This window comes from Nitrosomonas ureae, from assembly GCF_900108305.1.
GTDB lineage: Bacteria > Pseudomonadota > Gammaproteobacteria > Burkholderiales > Nitrosomonadaceae > Nitrosomonas > Nitrosomonas ureae_B.
On record NZ_FNUX01000030.1, the window covers coordinates 1 to 15,625 of the forward strand.

At 44.5% G+C, this 15,625-nt stretch carries 9 protein-coding genes and 2 pseudogenes; 6 read left to right on the plus strand and 5 right to left on the minus strand.

Annotated elements, in window-relative coordinates:
• Positions 1-105: 105 nt before the first annotated feature.
• Together C4S39_RS13125 and C4S39_RS13130 are read right to left on the minus strand one after the other, a co-directional pair.
• Positions 106-244, minus strand: a pseudogene (locus C4S39_RS13125) (IS1595 family transposase); the annotation flags it as partial.
• Positions 245-299: 55 nt separating this feature from the next.
• Positions 300-2,426, minus strand: a complete 2,127-nt coding sequence (locus tag C4S39_RS13130) for a WD40/YVTN/BNR-like repeat-containing protein (protein ID WP_103967413.1) — start codon at positions 2,424-2,426, stop codon at positions 300-302.
• Positions 2,427-3,668: 1,242 nt separating this feature from the next.
• Here C4S39_RS13130 and C4S39_RS13135 point away from each other — a divergent pair.
• From C4S39_RS13135 to C4S39_RS13165, 6 genes and pseudogenes are all read left to right on the plus strand, one after another.
• Positions 3,669-3,956 (plus strand): annotated as a pseudogene (locus C4S39_RS13135) (IS630 transposase-related protein); the annotation flags it as partial.
• Between the two features lie 1,034 nt (positions 3,957-4,990).
• On the plus strand, positions 4,991-5,818 hold the full coding sequence (locus C4S39_RS13145; protein ID WP_103967414.1) for an ABC transporter permease: 828 nt from the start codon (positions 4,991-4,993) through the stop codon (positions 5,816-5,818).
• Complete coding sequence (locus tag C4S39_RS13150) at positions 5,808-7,151, plus strand: ABC transporter ATP-binding protein (protein ID WP_103967415.1); 1,344 nt, start codon at positions 5,808-5,810, stop codon at positions 7,149-7,151. Before C4S39_RS13145 ends, C4S39_RS13150 begins: the two co-directional genes overlap by 11 nt.
• Complete coding sequence (locus C4S39_RS13155) at positions 7,148-9,160, plus strand: class I SAM-dependent methyltransferase (RefSeq protein WP_103967416.1); 2,013 nt, start codon at positions 7,148-7,150, stop codon at positions 9,158-9,160. The genes C4S39_RS13150 and C4S39_RS13155 overlap by 4 nt, the downstream gene beginning before the upstream one ends.
• On the plus strand, positions 9,153-10,778 hold the full coding sequence (locus tag C4S39_RS13160) for a glycosyltransferase (protein WP_103967417.1): 1,626 nt from the start codon (positions 9,153-9,155) through the stop codon (positions 10,776-10,778). Before C4S39_RS13155 ends, C4S39_RS13160 begins: the two co-directional genes overlap by 8 nt.
• A 7-nt stretch (positions 10,779-10,785) precedes the next feature.
• On the plus strand, positions 10,786-12,042 hold the full coding sequence (locus tag C4S39_RS13165; RefSeq protein WP_103967418.1) for a glycosyl transferase: 1,257 nt from the start codon (positions 10,786-10,788) through the stop codon (positions 12,040-12,042).
• Positions 12,043-12,140: 98 nt separating this feature from the next.
• On the opposite strand, the gene mgtE is transcribed toward C4S39_RS13165, so the two are convergent.
• The 3 genes from mgtE to C4S39_RS13180 all read right to left on the minus strand — a co-directional run bounded on the left by mgtE (position 12,141) and on the right by C4S39_RS13180 (position 15,552).
• Positions 12,141-13,580: a magnesium transporter gene (gene mgtE / locus C4S39_RS13170; protein ID WP_103967419.1), complete on the minus strand. Its 1,440-nt coding sequence runs from the start codon at positions 13,578-13,580 to the stop codon at positions 12,141-12,143.
• 204 nt (positions 13,581-13,784) lie between these two features.
• A complete protein-coding gene (gene aroE, locus C4S39_RS13175) occupies positions 13,785-14,603 on the minus strand; it encodes a shikimate dehydrogenase (protein ID WP_103967420.1) in 819 nt (272 codons plus the stop codon).
• Between the two features lie 61 nt (positions 14,604-14,664).
• Entirely contained in the window at positions 14,665-15,552 is an 888-nt protein-coding gene (locus C4S39_RS13180; RefSeq protein WP_103967421.1) for an energy transducer TonB, read from the minus strand.
• Positions 15,553-15,625: the final 73 nt, after the last annotated feature.

Genomic DNA, 15,625 nt, shown 5'->3' on the forward strand with positions numbered 1-15,625 from the left:
GAAATACAGCGCCATTTTAACATCTTCGGTCGCTATGATCACTAACATACAGTGCATTTATAACTAATATCAAATGCTTAAGGGTTTTTCAGAATAGACTACTTAAACCAATGACAGATTGGCTGAATGAAACAACGTTCCTACTGTCAGCGATGTTTGCTTATGACATCGACTGCATTCCCAACTACGACGGGTCGATTGCATATCCATGATCATGCCCGCGGCGTGAACAGCGAAACCCTTCTCCCCGCTATAGCGAGGAGAAGGGTTATTAATTGGGAATTCTTGAAATCAGCGTATTACCATTCAACCTTACCTGCTAATGCCCAGGTCAAGCCACTATCGTTTGAAATGTAAGTACTATCTCGTGCAACGCCTAAAATGGTGGCGTCAAGCGCAAAGCCAGGAGAAAGGCGAAATTCAGTAAATTGAATATTTTCTTGCAGCAATGGAGTGCCTATATTTTTTGATTGCGCTATATTTCCTTGATTGTTAAGTTTAATCTTATATAATCCTTTTCCGTGGACATTGACGAAGATAAGCCGATCATTGGAAAAATTAGGAGAAAACTCGACTTGATGGATCGCGTTCCCCGGGCCTATATGATTCTGAGTCATTGTGGTCCACACATTGCCTCCATTCTTTGAGCGATATAAGCCATTGCTTGTGCCGATAAAGACTAATTTATCCGCGGCGAATTGAGGGGAGACGGCAATTGATAAATGCTGTTGTCCCGGTAGTCCGCGTAGTGTGATTGAATCGAATTTCAATGATTGTAACCAGCTGTCACCGCCATTCGTTGTGCGCCAGACTTTTCCAGCGCGATTTGCGGCAAAAGCAGTACGATCATTCGCATAGTTAGGTGAAATAGCCAAACTTACGATATGGGATGTAGTGGGGACACCCCGCAGCCAGCGCCAGCTGCTGCCGCCATCAAGGGTTTGAAGTATTCCATGTGACCTTGTGCCGAGATAGATTTCCCGATCAGTTTCAAATGCGGGCGATAAAACGAATGTATTCGTATAAACAGCAAATGGTGATATTTCAGGGATGTTTGGAATATATTTTACAGTCCAGTTTTGTCCGAAATTGTTCGAGAATCCAATATGTCCAGTATTCCGTGTGGCGACTGCCGTAGGTGAACCTGATTGATTCCGGGAGAAATTGACATCGAAAGCACTCATTGGAAGACTCAGGCTACGTGGGACTGTCCACCCCGTTCTTTCCATGGTCCATGTTGTACCACGATCGGTAGAAGTGTATACGCCTCCACCAAAGTATGTTGTTGCAATCGCGGTTTGATCATTGATGAAGTTGGGTGATAAAGCCAATCCGGTGAGCAGATTTTTCCGGGTTTGTCTTTGAGCCCATGTGGTGCCGCCATCTCTCGAAATGAAAAGGCCGTCATACGCCGACAGAAAGACCGCTTGGTCTGCCAGAAATGTATTGGATACCTGCAATTCGCTGAATTCTTCCAATGGAGCCGTTTGTCCGGTCACTACCGCGCCGGATGCATGATAAATCCAGTTTTGGCCTCCATCTGTCGATTTATATACAGCCTTTGTTAAGCTTGTACAAAAAACTGTGCGATCGCTCAAATAGTTTGGAGATAGTGATACATTGTTAATTGGTTCCAATGGTAGATTGGCTGGTTTGTGGGTAAAGGTCGCGCCTGTATTATTGCTGTAATAGATTCCGTCATTAGTAGCCAGAAATATCTCTTTAGGATTCCCTCCCGACATTGCGATGTCATGAAAGGTTGTACCGGTGATATTTTCGATACTGCTCCAGGTGAAACCTCCATCGGTAGATTTTTGCAGATTTCCCGTTTTATTGACGGTGATGACCGTCAGATCGGTTGCGAAGCTCGGCGATACGGCTACCAGCTGTATACCTAGGGTTGAATTTTGCAATCTAGTCCAGGTCGTTTCTGTCCGGGCACGGCGGTAAAGCTGGCCATTCATAGTCGTCAAGAAAACCACATAATTATTATTTCCTGATTTGGCTATAGTCAATTCCTTCACTTTCAGATTGAAAAGACCGGCATTAGAAAGCTGCCAGGAATTTCCTTGATCCAAGGATTGATATACCCCATCTCCCCTGGTTGTGGCAAAAACCGTATTATCGGTACCATAGTTTGGCGAGACGCGAATAGAGATGTTTGCAAATACGTTATCCAACCCGTTCGGCAGTCGAGTCCATGTCGCGCCGCCATCGGTTGATCGCAGAATGTTTGTATATTGATCTGAAGTCGCTTCAGCATCGGTGGACAGAAAGAGAGTCTTATCGGTAGCGAAATTAGGGGAAATGCCCAATCCGAATACCATGTCATGCGGATTATGAGCATGAATTTTATTGCTACTGATACACAGTAGTGTGAGGAGGGAAAATAATGTTACTTGATATTGAAAAGAACTAGTTTTCATTCTTGTACCTCTAGTTAGTAGATATAATCTAATTGAGTTATTTGTTAATAATTACAGTAACTTGATAAATAATATCAACGCCAGTGTTTAGCTAAATTTAAATTTTCAATGTAATTTCTTATGGTTATTTGAACCATTTATATAAGACGTTTGATTCTATTTACTAAGAGTTAATATAAACGCTAAGTTGTTGTCGATTATTTTATAATCGTCTAATCGCTGCTAATGACATTCATCCTAAAAATTAGGCATTTAAAATAAAATTACATTATATGTCTGTTTAATGCCGGTCGGTGTGATAAAAATCGCAGCTTTGTAGCTTTAAAATCTCTGTCAGCGGCAAACGTTTCGAGATGCGAGAATCATGACGCGGACGTATCGTTTGATGACCAATATGCGATGATAGTTTTCTCTGTAATTGACTTGTGCTCACAGCAAGTTTTAACTTACAGCGGGTCAATAGGTATGCAAGTAATGAATACTCCATTAATATCTACTAGATACAACCGCTAAAAGATTGATAGACTGATTAGAGCTTTTGCATCCAAAACATTCTCATGATAAATAGCGCTATTCTCCGGTCCGCTATATGTTCTTCAGCTTGCTATTCCTAATTTTTCCATCAGCTTCTATTTTCTGTCCGTTGAATGATATTCTTATAGCTTTCGAATAATAAGTGACAGGCCGACTTAATTTTATAGTACCACTGTACTGAATATGTCCTAATATATGTAGGAATATTCTTGTCAGATTAGTTACAGCAGAAACAGATCAAGTTTTTTGTCCGTGATACGGAACCCAAAAGTTTTGCTGTGTAGATCACTGTATTCGATGCCGGCTGAGCAAAAGCTTTTATCGCGCTAATTTACTAGCCTCATTTCTGTGCATCTGCAGTATGCGGGTGAACCCTGATGTGATTGGCATCACCAGCCACGCACAATCGAGATTGTCAATCAACCGCTCCAGCAAAAATTCCCAAGCGCTCCATTGTATCAGCAGCAGAATCGAGGGCGTGTATTCTTTCAGCTAAAAGATGAGGAGGGCAGATTATGCCACGGTGCTTCCATTCTTAAAATCCAGAGTGTCACGGAGGAACTGACGATTATTTTGCGTCTTGTCATCCATCCTTTTTATCCGGGTAAAGGTATAGCAAAGCTCAAATAAATTGATTGCAATCGATAAATGACTTATCCATGATCATTTCGCTGCAAGGTTTTATCCGTTCGTAAGAAGGAAGGACTTACAATTGCGCAGGTGGCAGCGCGTTTTTGTGTGGGGGTTGCCAGCGTGATGCGCGGGGTGAAGAATCCCAATCCCAAGCAAATCCGTAACAAACCGGCGGTGAAGATCGACATGATCGCGTTGGCCCGTGATGTGCGGGAGTTTCCGGGCGTCTATCAAGCCAAACGGGGTCGTCGGTTGGGTGTAAGCGAAAAAGGCATCAGCCACGCGCTGCGGCGTATGAACATCAGCTATAAAAAAACATCGCAGCATCCTGTAATCGGCATACCGAGGGTTGCGCCAATGTGATCGGGGCGTTGATCGGCAAATGTCTTTTGACGGTGGTGTTCATAAGCAATATTGATGCAGATACTTTTTTCGGCCGGACGGTGCACGATCTGTTGCCAAAGCTCCCGTCAGCATCAGCCGTGGTCATAGATAACGCGACCTTTCACAAAAGGCAGGATTTAAATATGCAATCACACCAGCCAAAGCAATCAGAAAACAGCAAAAACAAACTGTTGAGCAACTCTTTAAGATTGAATTATTTTATGTGACGTAGGCTATAATTTTCCGATCATGCCCTTGTGGAAATACTATACAAAGTGTTCAGGATGATGAATAAAGTGGTTTCCAGCTACATCGGGTGATTGATAAAGGTTTGATGAGGGAAAATGACAATCCTGATTCTTTTAGTTTGATCCAAAGTTAGCAGAATCAAATGAGAGATTGACCTGAAGCTGATGCATACGACATGGAATTGTAGATATTACGTAGTATTAATCCCGAATCAGCGCCAGAAGAGGGTATTGGGTAAAGAGATGTGTTAGGAAAATACATATGTAGCCAAGAAAAGAAAGGCGAGCATTATGATCAGCTCAAACTGGATATCTGATGCGGCTTTTAAGGCGGAGTAGCAGCTTTCATCTCTTTGAGGAATCAATAAATATAAACTTTTGGCTTTGCCGGAAGTAATTTGGCTTTCGTGCCCTGTGATATTAATCACATTGGCTATTGGAAAATTTTACTAGAATAAGTACACTAAATAGTTTCAAGGCAATGACAAAGGGCTTGGTGCGGGGATTGTAATACTAGGTTTTTCTGTTTATTTTTTCTTATAATGATTGCCTCAATGATGTTTCTCAACGACTTGCCGGATAAATGACTCGCTCTAATTCACGTTTTTGTAGATAATGTCGCACCTGTTATTATTGTCATGATTTTGTAATCTAGCAACATGGATTGGTGAAGTTTTTCTTCCGGTTTCTTGCGGAGGAGCTTTCGAGAATGAATTGCGCATTTTGCAGGATTAAAAATTTGTTTGTAAGCTTGGAATTTTAAAATTGAATCCGCACGCTGCTCGATCGATCTCTCCATTTACCTTAATCAACACCCTCAGGACCCATCGAAGCCTGATCTATTCTCTGGCCAAAAGGGAGGTCATTGGCCGCTATCGGGGTTCCATTATGGGGATATTATGGTCATTCTTTAATCCAGTCTTGATGTTGATTGTTTATACATTTGTATTTAGCGTGGTGTTCAAAGCGCGCTGGGAAGGCGGCACGGATTCCAGAACCGAATTTGCACTGGTTTTGTTCGCCGGTTTGATGATCTATAACTTGTTTGCAGAGTGCATCAATCGATCTCCAGGGTTGGTGCTGGGAAATGTAAATTACGTTAAGAAAGTAGTGTTTCCCTTGGAAATACTGTCCATTGTTGCCATTGGTTCTGCAGTTTTTCACTTCTTGATCAGCTTTCTGGTCTGGTTGATCTTTTATTTGGTCTTCTTTGGTGTGCCGCAAATCACACTTTTATTATTTCCTTTATTGTTGATCCCATTCTTATTGCTGATTTTAGGGCTTAGCTGGTTCCTGGCGGCATTGGGAGTATTTTTACGCGATGTCAGTCAGATTGTCGGCGTCATGACGACTGCGCTGTTGTTTTTGTCGCCAATTTTTTATCCGATTACTGCTCTACCTGCGGAATACCATCAATTTCTGCAAATCAATCCTCTGACATTTATCATTGAGCAAGCTCGTGGTGTGATGATTTGGGGGAATGGGATAAGCTGGCAGGGGTGGAGTATCTACTTGTTACTTGCCACAGTAACGGCATGGCTGGGTTTCGCCTGGTTTCAGAAAACCCGCAAGGGATTTGCCAATGTCCTTTGACATTGCCGTTAAGGTCGAAAATCTTAGCAAGTGCTATCAGATTTACGATCACCCACGCCATTTTCTCAAGCAGATCATCATTCCCCGCTTGCAACGCCTGGCTGGACGGAAGCCTAAGCAATATTTTCGTGAGTTTTGGGTGTTGCGGGATATTTCATTCGAGATCAAGAAGGGCGAGACAGTCGGCATCATTGGCCGCAATGGTTGCGGCAAGTCTACCTTGCTACAGATGATTTGCGGCACGCTGGATCCGACCAGTGGTAATGTCCAGACCCACGGGCGTATTGCCGCCCTGCTGGAATTGGGATCAGGCTTCAATCCGGAGTTTACCGGCCGGGAAAATGTTTACATGAACGCTACCGTGCTGGGTCTGAGTCAGGAAGAAATCGATGCACGATTTGATGATATTGTGGCCTTTGCCGACATCGGCGGGTTCATCAATCAGCCGGTCAAGACCTATTCTAGCGGGATGATGGTGCGTCTGGCGTTTGCTGTTCAGGCTCAGGTTTCTCCAGATATTTTAATTGTTGACGAAGCCTTGGCTGTGGGCGATGCGAAGTTTCAAGCCAAGTGTTTTGAGTGTTTAAAGCAACTCAAAAGCAATGGAACAAGCATTTTACTGGTGACTCACTCCAGTGAGCAGATTGTGACACATTGTTCCCGCGCGATGTTACTCAATGAGGGCTCCGTAGCTGTGGCCGGCGAACCGCGGCATGTCGTCAATCGCTATATGGATTTGTTATTTGGCAAAGAACGTAAAGAATCTTGCTCATCACCCTCTGCCATTATTTCCAGTTCTTCCGCGTCAATAAAAAACGATCTGCTCATGCTGAATCACGTCGACGACGTGTTTGCTACCCGTGCTGGTTATAATCCGCATGAATATCGTTGGGGAGATGGAGCAGCAACGATTCTCGATTTCCATATGTCAGTTGAAAACGAGCTTTATCCATTGGTCATTACGACAGGGCAGACCGTCTCGCTGAGTGTCGTAATAAGGTTTCATGTTGATCTAGTGCATCCGATTATGGGTATTACTATCAAAACCAAGGCAGGTGTCACAGTCTATGGTGCTAATTCCAGGTTGCTGCAAGTAGCTGCCTTTGAGTCACTAGGTAAGAAGGATACTGTGATAGTCGCCAATGCTATTTTTATTTGCCGCCTTGCACCGGGAGATTATTTTATTTCTCTGGGAATTGCAACGCAACAAAATGACGAGGTAATTCCGCATGATAGGCGCTATGATGCAATTCATCTGCAGGTAAGTCCAGTTACTGCATTCTTTGGTTTGTGCGATTTACAACTGGATCTGACGGTTCAGGAAATAACATGATGCAATCGGTTTTGCTGCAAGCGGGTTATATTTTCAATACCGAAACTAACGTTTGGTCACGATCGGAATATTGCGGTATTGCTTACAGTGATGGTGACCAAGTTGAGCAGCGTATCGAGAAAATTGTTACAACGGCAAAGGATCTCAGTGTGTTATCGAATGAATTACGCACTCACTGTACTGATTGGCCTTCGTTGTATCACTTGTCCGGTGTCCGGGCCAATATTCTGCGGCCATTTGAACCCGGGCTTGGCGGAGATATTCTTGAAATCGGTGCAGGCTGTGGTGCGATTACACGTTATCTGGGCGAATGCGGCGCAAATGTATTGGCGCTTGAAGGCAGTTTGCGACGCGCTGCCATTGCTAGATCCAGAACGCATGATCAATCTAATGTCGTGGTAGTCGCTGAGCAATTCGATCAGTTCCGGATTGATCGGAAGTTTGATGTAATCACGCTCATTGGCGTGTTGGAATATGCCGGTCTTTTTGCCACGCATGAGCATCCTGCGTTGGCTATGTTGGAGCGCGCACGATCACTGCTGAAACCTAACGGCAAGCTGATTGTGGCGATCGAAAATCAACTTGGGCTCAAGTATTTCGCAGGCGCGCCTGAAGATCACCTCGGGCAACCAATGTACGGAATAGAAGGGCGTTATCAGACTGACCAGCCGCAGACGTTTGGATATAAATTCCTGGCTGAAATGATCCATCAGGCGGGGTTCGTAAAATCAGAATTCCTGATTCCCTTGCCTGATTATAAACTTCCGGTTTGTATCCTTACAACCGAAGGTTTGAGTGCTCCAGATTTCGATGCGGTTGAACTTGCTTGTCAATCCATTACGAAAGACGCGCAATTGCCCGAGAGAACATTGTTTTCATTGGAACGGGCTCTGCCGGTTGTTTTTCGTAATGGCCTGGCTGTTGATCTGGCCAATTCATTTCTGATCGTTGCTGTCAATAGCTCCGAATGTGACTTCGAATCGGATGTGCTGGCTTATTATTTCAGTACGGACCGGCGATCTATTTTCTGTAAGGAGACTTCTTTTGTCCGATGCGATGGTGATATTCAAGTAAAACGTCATATTCTTTCGGCGAATGGTTCGCCTGCAAAAATAGACAACCGGGATTTGTTTTTTCAACTGCCATGTGATTTGGCTTATTCTCATGGGAAAACACTTTATCGGGAGTTTGTTGAGATTGTGACCAGGCCGAACTGGACGGCTAAAGAAATTCAGTGTTATTTTTCCAGGTATATGGAAATTATTTTAGAGATTGCTCATTCGGAAGGCCATTCGTGTAATTCACAATCGCAGGATTTATTACTTCCTGGAGATTATCTTGATGCCATTCCATCGAATATTGTTATGACTGATGCTGGAAAAGCAGTTTACGTTGACCGAGAATGGTGCGCATCACAGGGAATTCCGTTTAGCTACCTGCTTTTTCGCGCAATCACATCATTGATGAAGGGTATTTCCACATTTTCCCAGCCGCAAGATCCTACTGTGGCAACGAGAGGAGGACTTCTTCTGACTGTTATGAATAGCCTTGGTTTTTCACTTGGAGAAGAGGACTTTGCAAAATTCTTACGGATGGAATCAGAATTAAGTACTTTTTCTTCTGGTGTTGAGAGCAGGATATTTTCAACTTGGTCCCCTGATGCAAGCTTGCCGGGTTGTTCCGGTCCTTTTCCAGGAGAAGCTCTGGACTCGCGTCTTAAGCGTACAGAGACGGCGAAGTCTGTAGCCGAGAAATTCGCTTATGAACGTCTGACCGAAATTCAGTATTTGCAAACCCGGCTTGCCGCTACCGAGAAAGCCAAGGCCTATGCGGAATCGCTTGCCATTAATCGGTTGCAGGAGCTACAGCAATTGCAGAGTCAGTTGACGCAAGCACAGAGCCAGTTGACGCAAGCACATACTCAGCTTGAATCTATTCGATCTTCTCCGGGGTACAAGTTATTAAAAATAATAAACCTCGCTTCAAACCGCGGGAGGCCGGATGTCTGATTTATATTGGACGATTGATTCTTTGGTGGTTAAGGATAACGTGATGTTTGGTTTCGGCTGGATTTTTCATGCACGATATGAAATCGTTTCATTACGCTTCCGAGTAATGTCTGCTGGAAGGAACGTGCCAGAACATATTTACGCTGACTTTGGAAAATCCCGGGAAGATGTTGGGCGTTCTTATTTGAATCATGCCAGGGCAATGAATTCCGGTTATGTGGTGTTCGGGGCACTTTCTGATGAAAAGCATCCGGATTCCATTGTGTTGGAATGTGCTTTGGCAGATGGTTCTACAATAGAATTATCAGTTCCGTCATCGAAGATAATCTGCTTTTCTAACGACTATGCAAAGGATAAAAACCGTATTGTATTAAGACAAGCGGGTACCTTGTTGAAGCGGGGATTGTATCTTATCCGATCAGGAAAAATTTCTTCTTTTTTTGATAAAGTCAAACGCTACCTGAATGGAAGACCGCAAACCGCGCTGCAGAAGCCTGATGCGTTTGTTTCTCTGTTCGAGCTCCAGGAAGGTCAGAATCTAAGCGTGATTTTAGATCACAATCTTGGCGGAGGCGCAAACCAATATCGGGATCGCCTGGTTGATACCATCATTAGCGAGGGGCGAAGTGCGATCGTTTTGACTTATCATGTGGCGACCTTATCCCATATGGTGATCGTAAGAAATAAACGTTTGAATGTTCGATATTCAATACCTGATATCACTTTCCTGTGGCAATCACTCCAACAGCTTTCAGTCAAAGACATTATTTATAATACGGCAGTATCTTTTGTGAAGCCGGACGAGATTCCGCAATTTTTAATACGGTTGAAAGTGCTGACCTCTGCCCGGCTCATGGTGCTGGCGCATGATTTTTATCTGGTTTGCCCATCTCATTTTCTCCTTGATCATGATGGAAAATATTGCCGGATTCCAGAGATTAGCGTGTGTGATAACTGTTTGCCCAAGAATCGCTACGGCTTCGCCGCACTTTTTACCGAGCGTGATATTTCCAAATGGCGCGCCATTTGGGGATCGCTTCTGGCTGCTGCTGATGAGATCATAACCTTTTCCAATAGTACAGCTCAGCTTTTAATGAAAGCTTATCCGCAAATTGAAAGTTCACAAATATCCATCAGACCACACGAAGTTGCATATCTAGAGGATAAAGTCGTCCGGATTAGACAGACTGCATCACTGCGTATTGGTGTTGTAGGGCAGATCGGGTTTCATAAAGGCGCCGCATTTATCCAGCAGCTTTCTCGCGAGATTAAAAGGCGTGAAGTCGATGTTAATATTGTTGTTATTGGTTCCATAGAAGTGAGTTGTGAGCCGTCTGTTGTCAGCCAGACCGGACCCTATCAGTATGATCAATTAGCCAGTCTTATTGATGCTTCAGGTGCGAATATCATATTATTTCCTTCAATCTGGCCCGAGACGTTCTCCTATGTTGTGCAGGAATTGATGTACATGGATCTGCCAGTTGCATCGTTTAACCTTGGCGCACCAGCTGAACGTATCGCTTCTTATTCGAAAGGACTCGTCCTGGCTTCTATGGATGCCGCAAGCGTTCTTGATGAATTGATTTTGTTTCATAGTAAGATATATCTTGCACACTGAGATTGACATGTCCAATATTAATGTATTCACCAGCGCTGCTTTTAATTACATTCCGAAAGTACGCATGCTATTTCAATCCTTGCGGCAGCATCATCCGGAGTGGCGGCTTCATTTGGCGCTTGCAGATGAACCGAGACCGGATATCGATCTGAGTCGTGAGCCTTTTGACCAGATTTGGCCTGCCTCCGAACTGGGTATTCCTGATTGGCGCGGATGGGCGTTTTGTCACACAATCGTAGAATTGGCGACCGCTATTAAGCCGTTTATGCTGCTCCGGCTGCTTAAGCTGCCCGACTGCCAAAAGGTAATTTATCTTGATCCGGATACCGTTGCATTTTCCCGTCTTGATGACATTGTCGCAGCATTGGACAAGGCTAATATTGTTCTGACGCCGCACCAAACTAGGCCGGAGAAAACGCTCTCGGCGGTGATGGATAATGAGATCTGCAGCTTGAAGCACGGTATCTATAACCTCGGATTTATCGCCGTCGCAGCTTCTGATGTCGGTCATGAATTTGCAGAATGGTGGAGTCAGCGGATTTATCATTTTTGTCGCGCCGATATTCCAAACGGCCTTTTCACAGATCAACGATGGATTGATCTGGTGCCTGCATTTTTTGATGGTGTTGCTATTATGAAATCCAGTCGTCACAACGTTGCAACCTGGAATTTGACCACCCGCAAATTAGGATTGAGTGCATCGGGCAATTATATGGTTGATGGTGAGCCGTTGGGTTTCTATCATTTTACTGGTTTTGACAGTGGTGCTCATCGCATTATGGCTGCAAAAAATGCCGGAAATAATCAGGCTGTGCATCAGCTTGTCAATTGGTATGCGAAGCAGACCGAGGCACTGGCTGATGAGCCGCTGGCAAAAGAACCCTGGGCTTATGGTTTTTACACGGACGGCACACCAATCTCCAAGGCGCAGCGTCTCGTTTATCGCGAAAGAGTTGATCTTCAGAGCGCGTTTCCAGATCCTTTCGATGCGTCTACTTATCTGGCCTGGTGGAATAATCAGGGTAAAGTGGAATTTCCCGATTTTTTTGACCAGGAAAAATGTGAAAAGGCAATGAAAGAATTCTCATCGGCGTTGACCCCCGGATTTCGTGGGAACACGAGCAATATCGATTGGGAGAAATTGAGTGGAATTCTCCGGCAATCTTTTTTCCAACCTAGAACTGGATTTGCGATTGGGAAACGTGGTTGGGAAGTTTTTAAAAGTGAAGGAATTGCCGGTTTAAAACGCCGATTGCTTGGATGATCAAGCCGGCTCGTTCTTGATCGGTATCGTATAAAATTATTTTCCTGGTTCTAGCTGATTTAACAATCAGTTTGTCAGATCAAAATTTCAATCGTACTTTATAGCAGGAAAAAGGTTGCCAGGCCCAAGAAAATAAAGAATCCGCCGCTATCCGTCACCGCGGTGATCATCACGCTGGAACCTAAAGCCGGGTCGCGGCCAAGTTTGCGTAAAGTTAATGGTATCATTACGCCTAATAACGCGGCTAGCAGCAAGTTGAGCGTCATGGCCAGAGTCATTACTAAACCCAGTTCGGCATTTTGATAAATGGCGAAGGTGAATAAGCCGACTACAGTTCCCCATAACAGACCATTGACGAGGCTCACGCCTACTTCCTTGGTGATTAATTTCCATGCGCTTCGAGTGTTGATCTGGTCCAATGCCAGTGCGCGTACGATCATGGTGATGGTCTGATTGCCTGAGTTGCCGCCAATGCCTGCAATGATCGGCATGAGCGCGGCGAGGGCTACCAGCTTCTCGATAGAATCCTCAAATAAACCGATAACCCGTGATGCGATAAAAGCAGTGACCAGGTTGATCGCCAGCCAACCCCAGCGGTTCTTGACACTTTTTAGAATCGGCGCAAAAAGATCTTCTTCTTCACTTAAACCCGCTAAGTTCAGCGCTTCATTTTCAGCTGTTTCACGGATGAAGTCGATGACGACGTTGACAGTGACACGGCCGAGTAATTTGTTGTTTTCATCTACCACTGAAGCTGAAACCAGGTCATAGCGTTCAAAAGCGTTAGCTGCTTGTTGAGCGACATCGTTCGGTCGCAGTTTAATCATTTCCTTGGTCATCACTTCGGCGACCAGGATGTCAGGGTCACTGATGACTAATCGACTGATCAGCAATACTCCTTTTAATTGCTCATTCCGGTCCACGACGAATAATTGATCGGTATGATCCGGCATTTCATCCAGGCGGCGCAAATAGCGTAGAACAACTTCCAGTCTCACATCTTCACGAATGGTGATGACATCAAAATCCATCAGCGCACCTACGGAATCTTCCGGATACGACATAGCTGAGCGCAGTTGCTCGCGTTCTTCTATGGGTAGTGAACGGAAAACATCATCCATCACTTCTTGCGGTAAATCAGGCGCAAGATCGGCGATTTCATCGGCATCCAGGTACTCCGTGGCAGCAACCAGCTCTTGAGTGCCCATGTCAGTGATCAGCGAAGCGCGAACGGCGTCGGAGGTTTCCAGCAATACTTCACCGTCACGATCCGTTTTGATCATACCCCAGATCAATAGGCGATCTTCGAGCGGTAATGCTTCCAAAATGTTAGCGATATCAGCAGGATGAAGCTGATCCAGAAAAACCTGCAGTTCGGTTAGATTTTGCTTCTGGATTTCTGATTCGTTGAGTGATGGGTTTGTGTCATCTTGCAAATTAACCAAACCTTCAACTAATTTATATTTCTGTAACAGAAAAGTGACCTGTTGTAATGGAGTCGATGGGCTTTCCTGATTATTGTTGTTCGTTTCGGTCATAACGGATTTATGTTTGCAAGAATAGTCTTTTTATCGAGAATAAATTCAGACTGTTTATACGCCGGACAGTTTGCAATCTGATGACCGGTGAGTATAAACCGCGTTGCGGCTTCAACACCATAAAATTATGAATCGGTGCTACGTTCAGTTAAATCGGTTTAATGAAATCTATGGCTATATCAGAAGAAGCACGTAAGATTGGCCTTACAGGCGCGATTTTAACATTGTAATGACTGGTTTTGTCTGAGGATAGATGCCGCGCCAGATAAAGAAAGATTCAGCGGCTTGCTCGACCAGCATACCGATACCATCCGCCAATCGTTGAGCGCCGTGCAGTTGAGCAAATTTAAGGAAGTGAGTAAGTTCATGGTTGTACATCATATCGTAGGCAAGTGCGGCATGTGAAAAAATGCTGGCGGGTATTTGAGGTAATGCATTGTGTAGGCTGGCAGAAGTAGCGTTGATAATGATATCGAATTTTTCATCCGAGAAAGCTATAAGATCACCCGCTACGATATGACCATGTGAAGTAAACTGTTGTTGCAATGCCTCAGCTTTGTGCGGTGTGCGGTTTACTATAGCCAGTAGAGCGGGGTTTTGCTGCAGTAGCGGAAGAATCACGCCCCTCGCGGCACCGCCGGCGCCGAGCAGTAGTATGCGCCTTGCCGCAATAGAGATGCCCAAATTCGATTCGATGTCGCGAATGAGTCCGGCCCCATCCGTGTTATCACCTGATATCCCGTTATTTTCAAATTTGAGGGTGTTAACTGCTTGTGCGATTCTCGCTCGTTCCGTCAAATGAGTTGATAGATGATGAGCTTCCAGCTTGAAGGGTACGGTGACGTTCAGTCCTTTGCCGCCCTGTTGACGGAAATTTTCCACGGCAGGCATGAAACCATCAAGCGGGGCCAAGCGGGCGTCATATTGCATGGATTGGTTTGTTTGTTGGGCAAAGGTGGTATGAATCAGTGGTGATTTACTATGTGATATGGGGTTACCGATCACAGCATACAAATCTGGCATAAGTGTAAGAAACTTCTTAATTAAATTTGAAGGTAGGGAGAATTCCAGTTTCAATAAAGAATCATTGACTGAGCAATGTGTCAGAGGATGCAAATACCCACGTTCTGGTAATATGTAGAATATCCGTGTCTTGACTAATATCGGGTGGGAAAGGTGCAAATCCATTTTGCCCGGCCAGTTTTACGATGTTGATGGCGGCGTCATCGAGAATCTTTTTTCCGGATGAGCGGTTAACTTCAATTGATTCCAGGCTGCCGTCAGCACGAATACCAACGGTGAGTTGCAAGTTGCCGTATAGTTTCTCTTTTCTGGCGGCTTCCGGGTAATTCAAGTTGCCGATACGCTCAACTTTCAAACGCCAATCTTCAACATAACGCGCAAAGCGATATTCTCTGGTACGTGCACCAACAAATTTTCTTTTTGGACGTTTCTGATAGCTATCATGATCTTGATCCACCTGCGCTCTGAGCCGGGCGATATCAAGGCTGCGCAGTAATAATTCATTAGCATCGACATCCACGGGTTTATTTTCACCTTCATTTTCATTATCTTGTGTGTCGAGTGCCTGGATTTGCGGGATATCGCTGACAGCAGCCATTAATTTCTTGGCTTCCTGTTCCAATTGTTTTACTTTTTGTTGTGCTACCTTTTCATTGAAGATAGGCTTGCTTTTCGGCAGAACAGGGAGAGGTGTTTTTGCCTTGCGATCATCGTCTGTATTGCCGCCGCCGTCCAGATTATCTTGCGCAAGTACTTTACTTTCTTTAGGTTGGCTTAATGTTTTATTGTTAACCAGCACAACCTCGAGGGAGGATGCAATTTTGTCAATTTTGGGTTGCGGAAATTGAAAGGTTACCCCAAATAATATAATAACGTGTAACAGTAAAGAAGCTACCATCGCAACAAAGATGCGATTGGTTTGTAAAAATTGATAACCACCCGATGTCATGGATGAAATTGCGTGTGTTTGAAAGATCACAGCCAAAGAATCAAACCTTGAAAGTTAAATCTAAGATTTCTAG

Bases quoted from the DNA above. Each gene is read 5' to 3' on its own strand.
- C4S39_RS13130 (WP_103967413.1), bottom strand. From the start codon at position 2,426: ATGAAAACTAGTTCTTTTCAATATCAAGTAACATTATTTTCCCTCCTC.
- C4S39_RS13150 (WP_103967415.1), top strand. From the start codon at position 5,808: ATGTCCTTTGACATTGCCGTTAAGGTCGAAAATCTTAGCAAGTGCTAT.
- C4S39_RS13155 (WP_103967416.1), top strand. From the start codon at position 7,148: ATGATGCAATCGGTTTTGCTGCAAGCGGGTTATATTTTCAATACCGAA.
- C4S39_RS13160 (WP_103967417.1), top strand. From the start codon at position 9,153: ATGTCTGATTTATATTGGACGATTGATTCTTTGGTGGTTAAGGATAAC.
- C4S39_RS13165 (WP_103967418.1), top strand. From the start codon at position 10,786: ATGTCCAATATTAATGTATTCACCAGCGCTGCTTTTAATTACATTCCG.
- mgtE (WP_103967419.1), bottom strand. From the start codon at position 13,580: ATGACCGAAACGAACAACAATAATCAGGAAAGCCCATCGACTCCATTA.
- aroE (WP_103967420.1), bottom strand. From the start codon at position 14,603: ATGCCAGATTTGTATGCTGTGATCGGTAACCCCATATCACATAGTAAA.
- C4S39_RS13180 (WP_103967421.1), bottom strand. From the start codon at position 15,552: ATGACATCGGGTGGTTATCAATTTTTACAAACCAATCGCATCTTTGTT.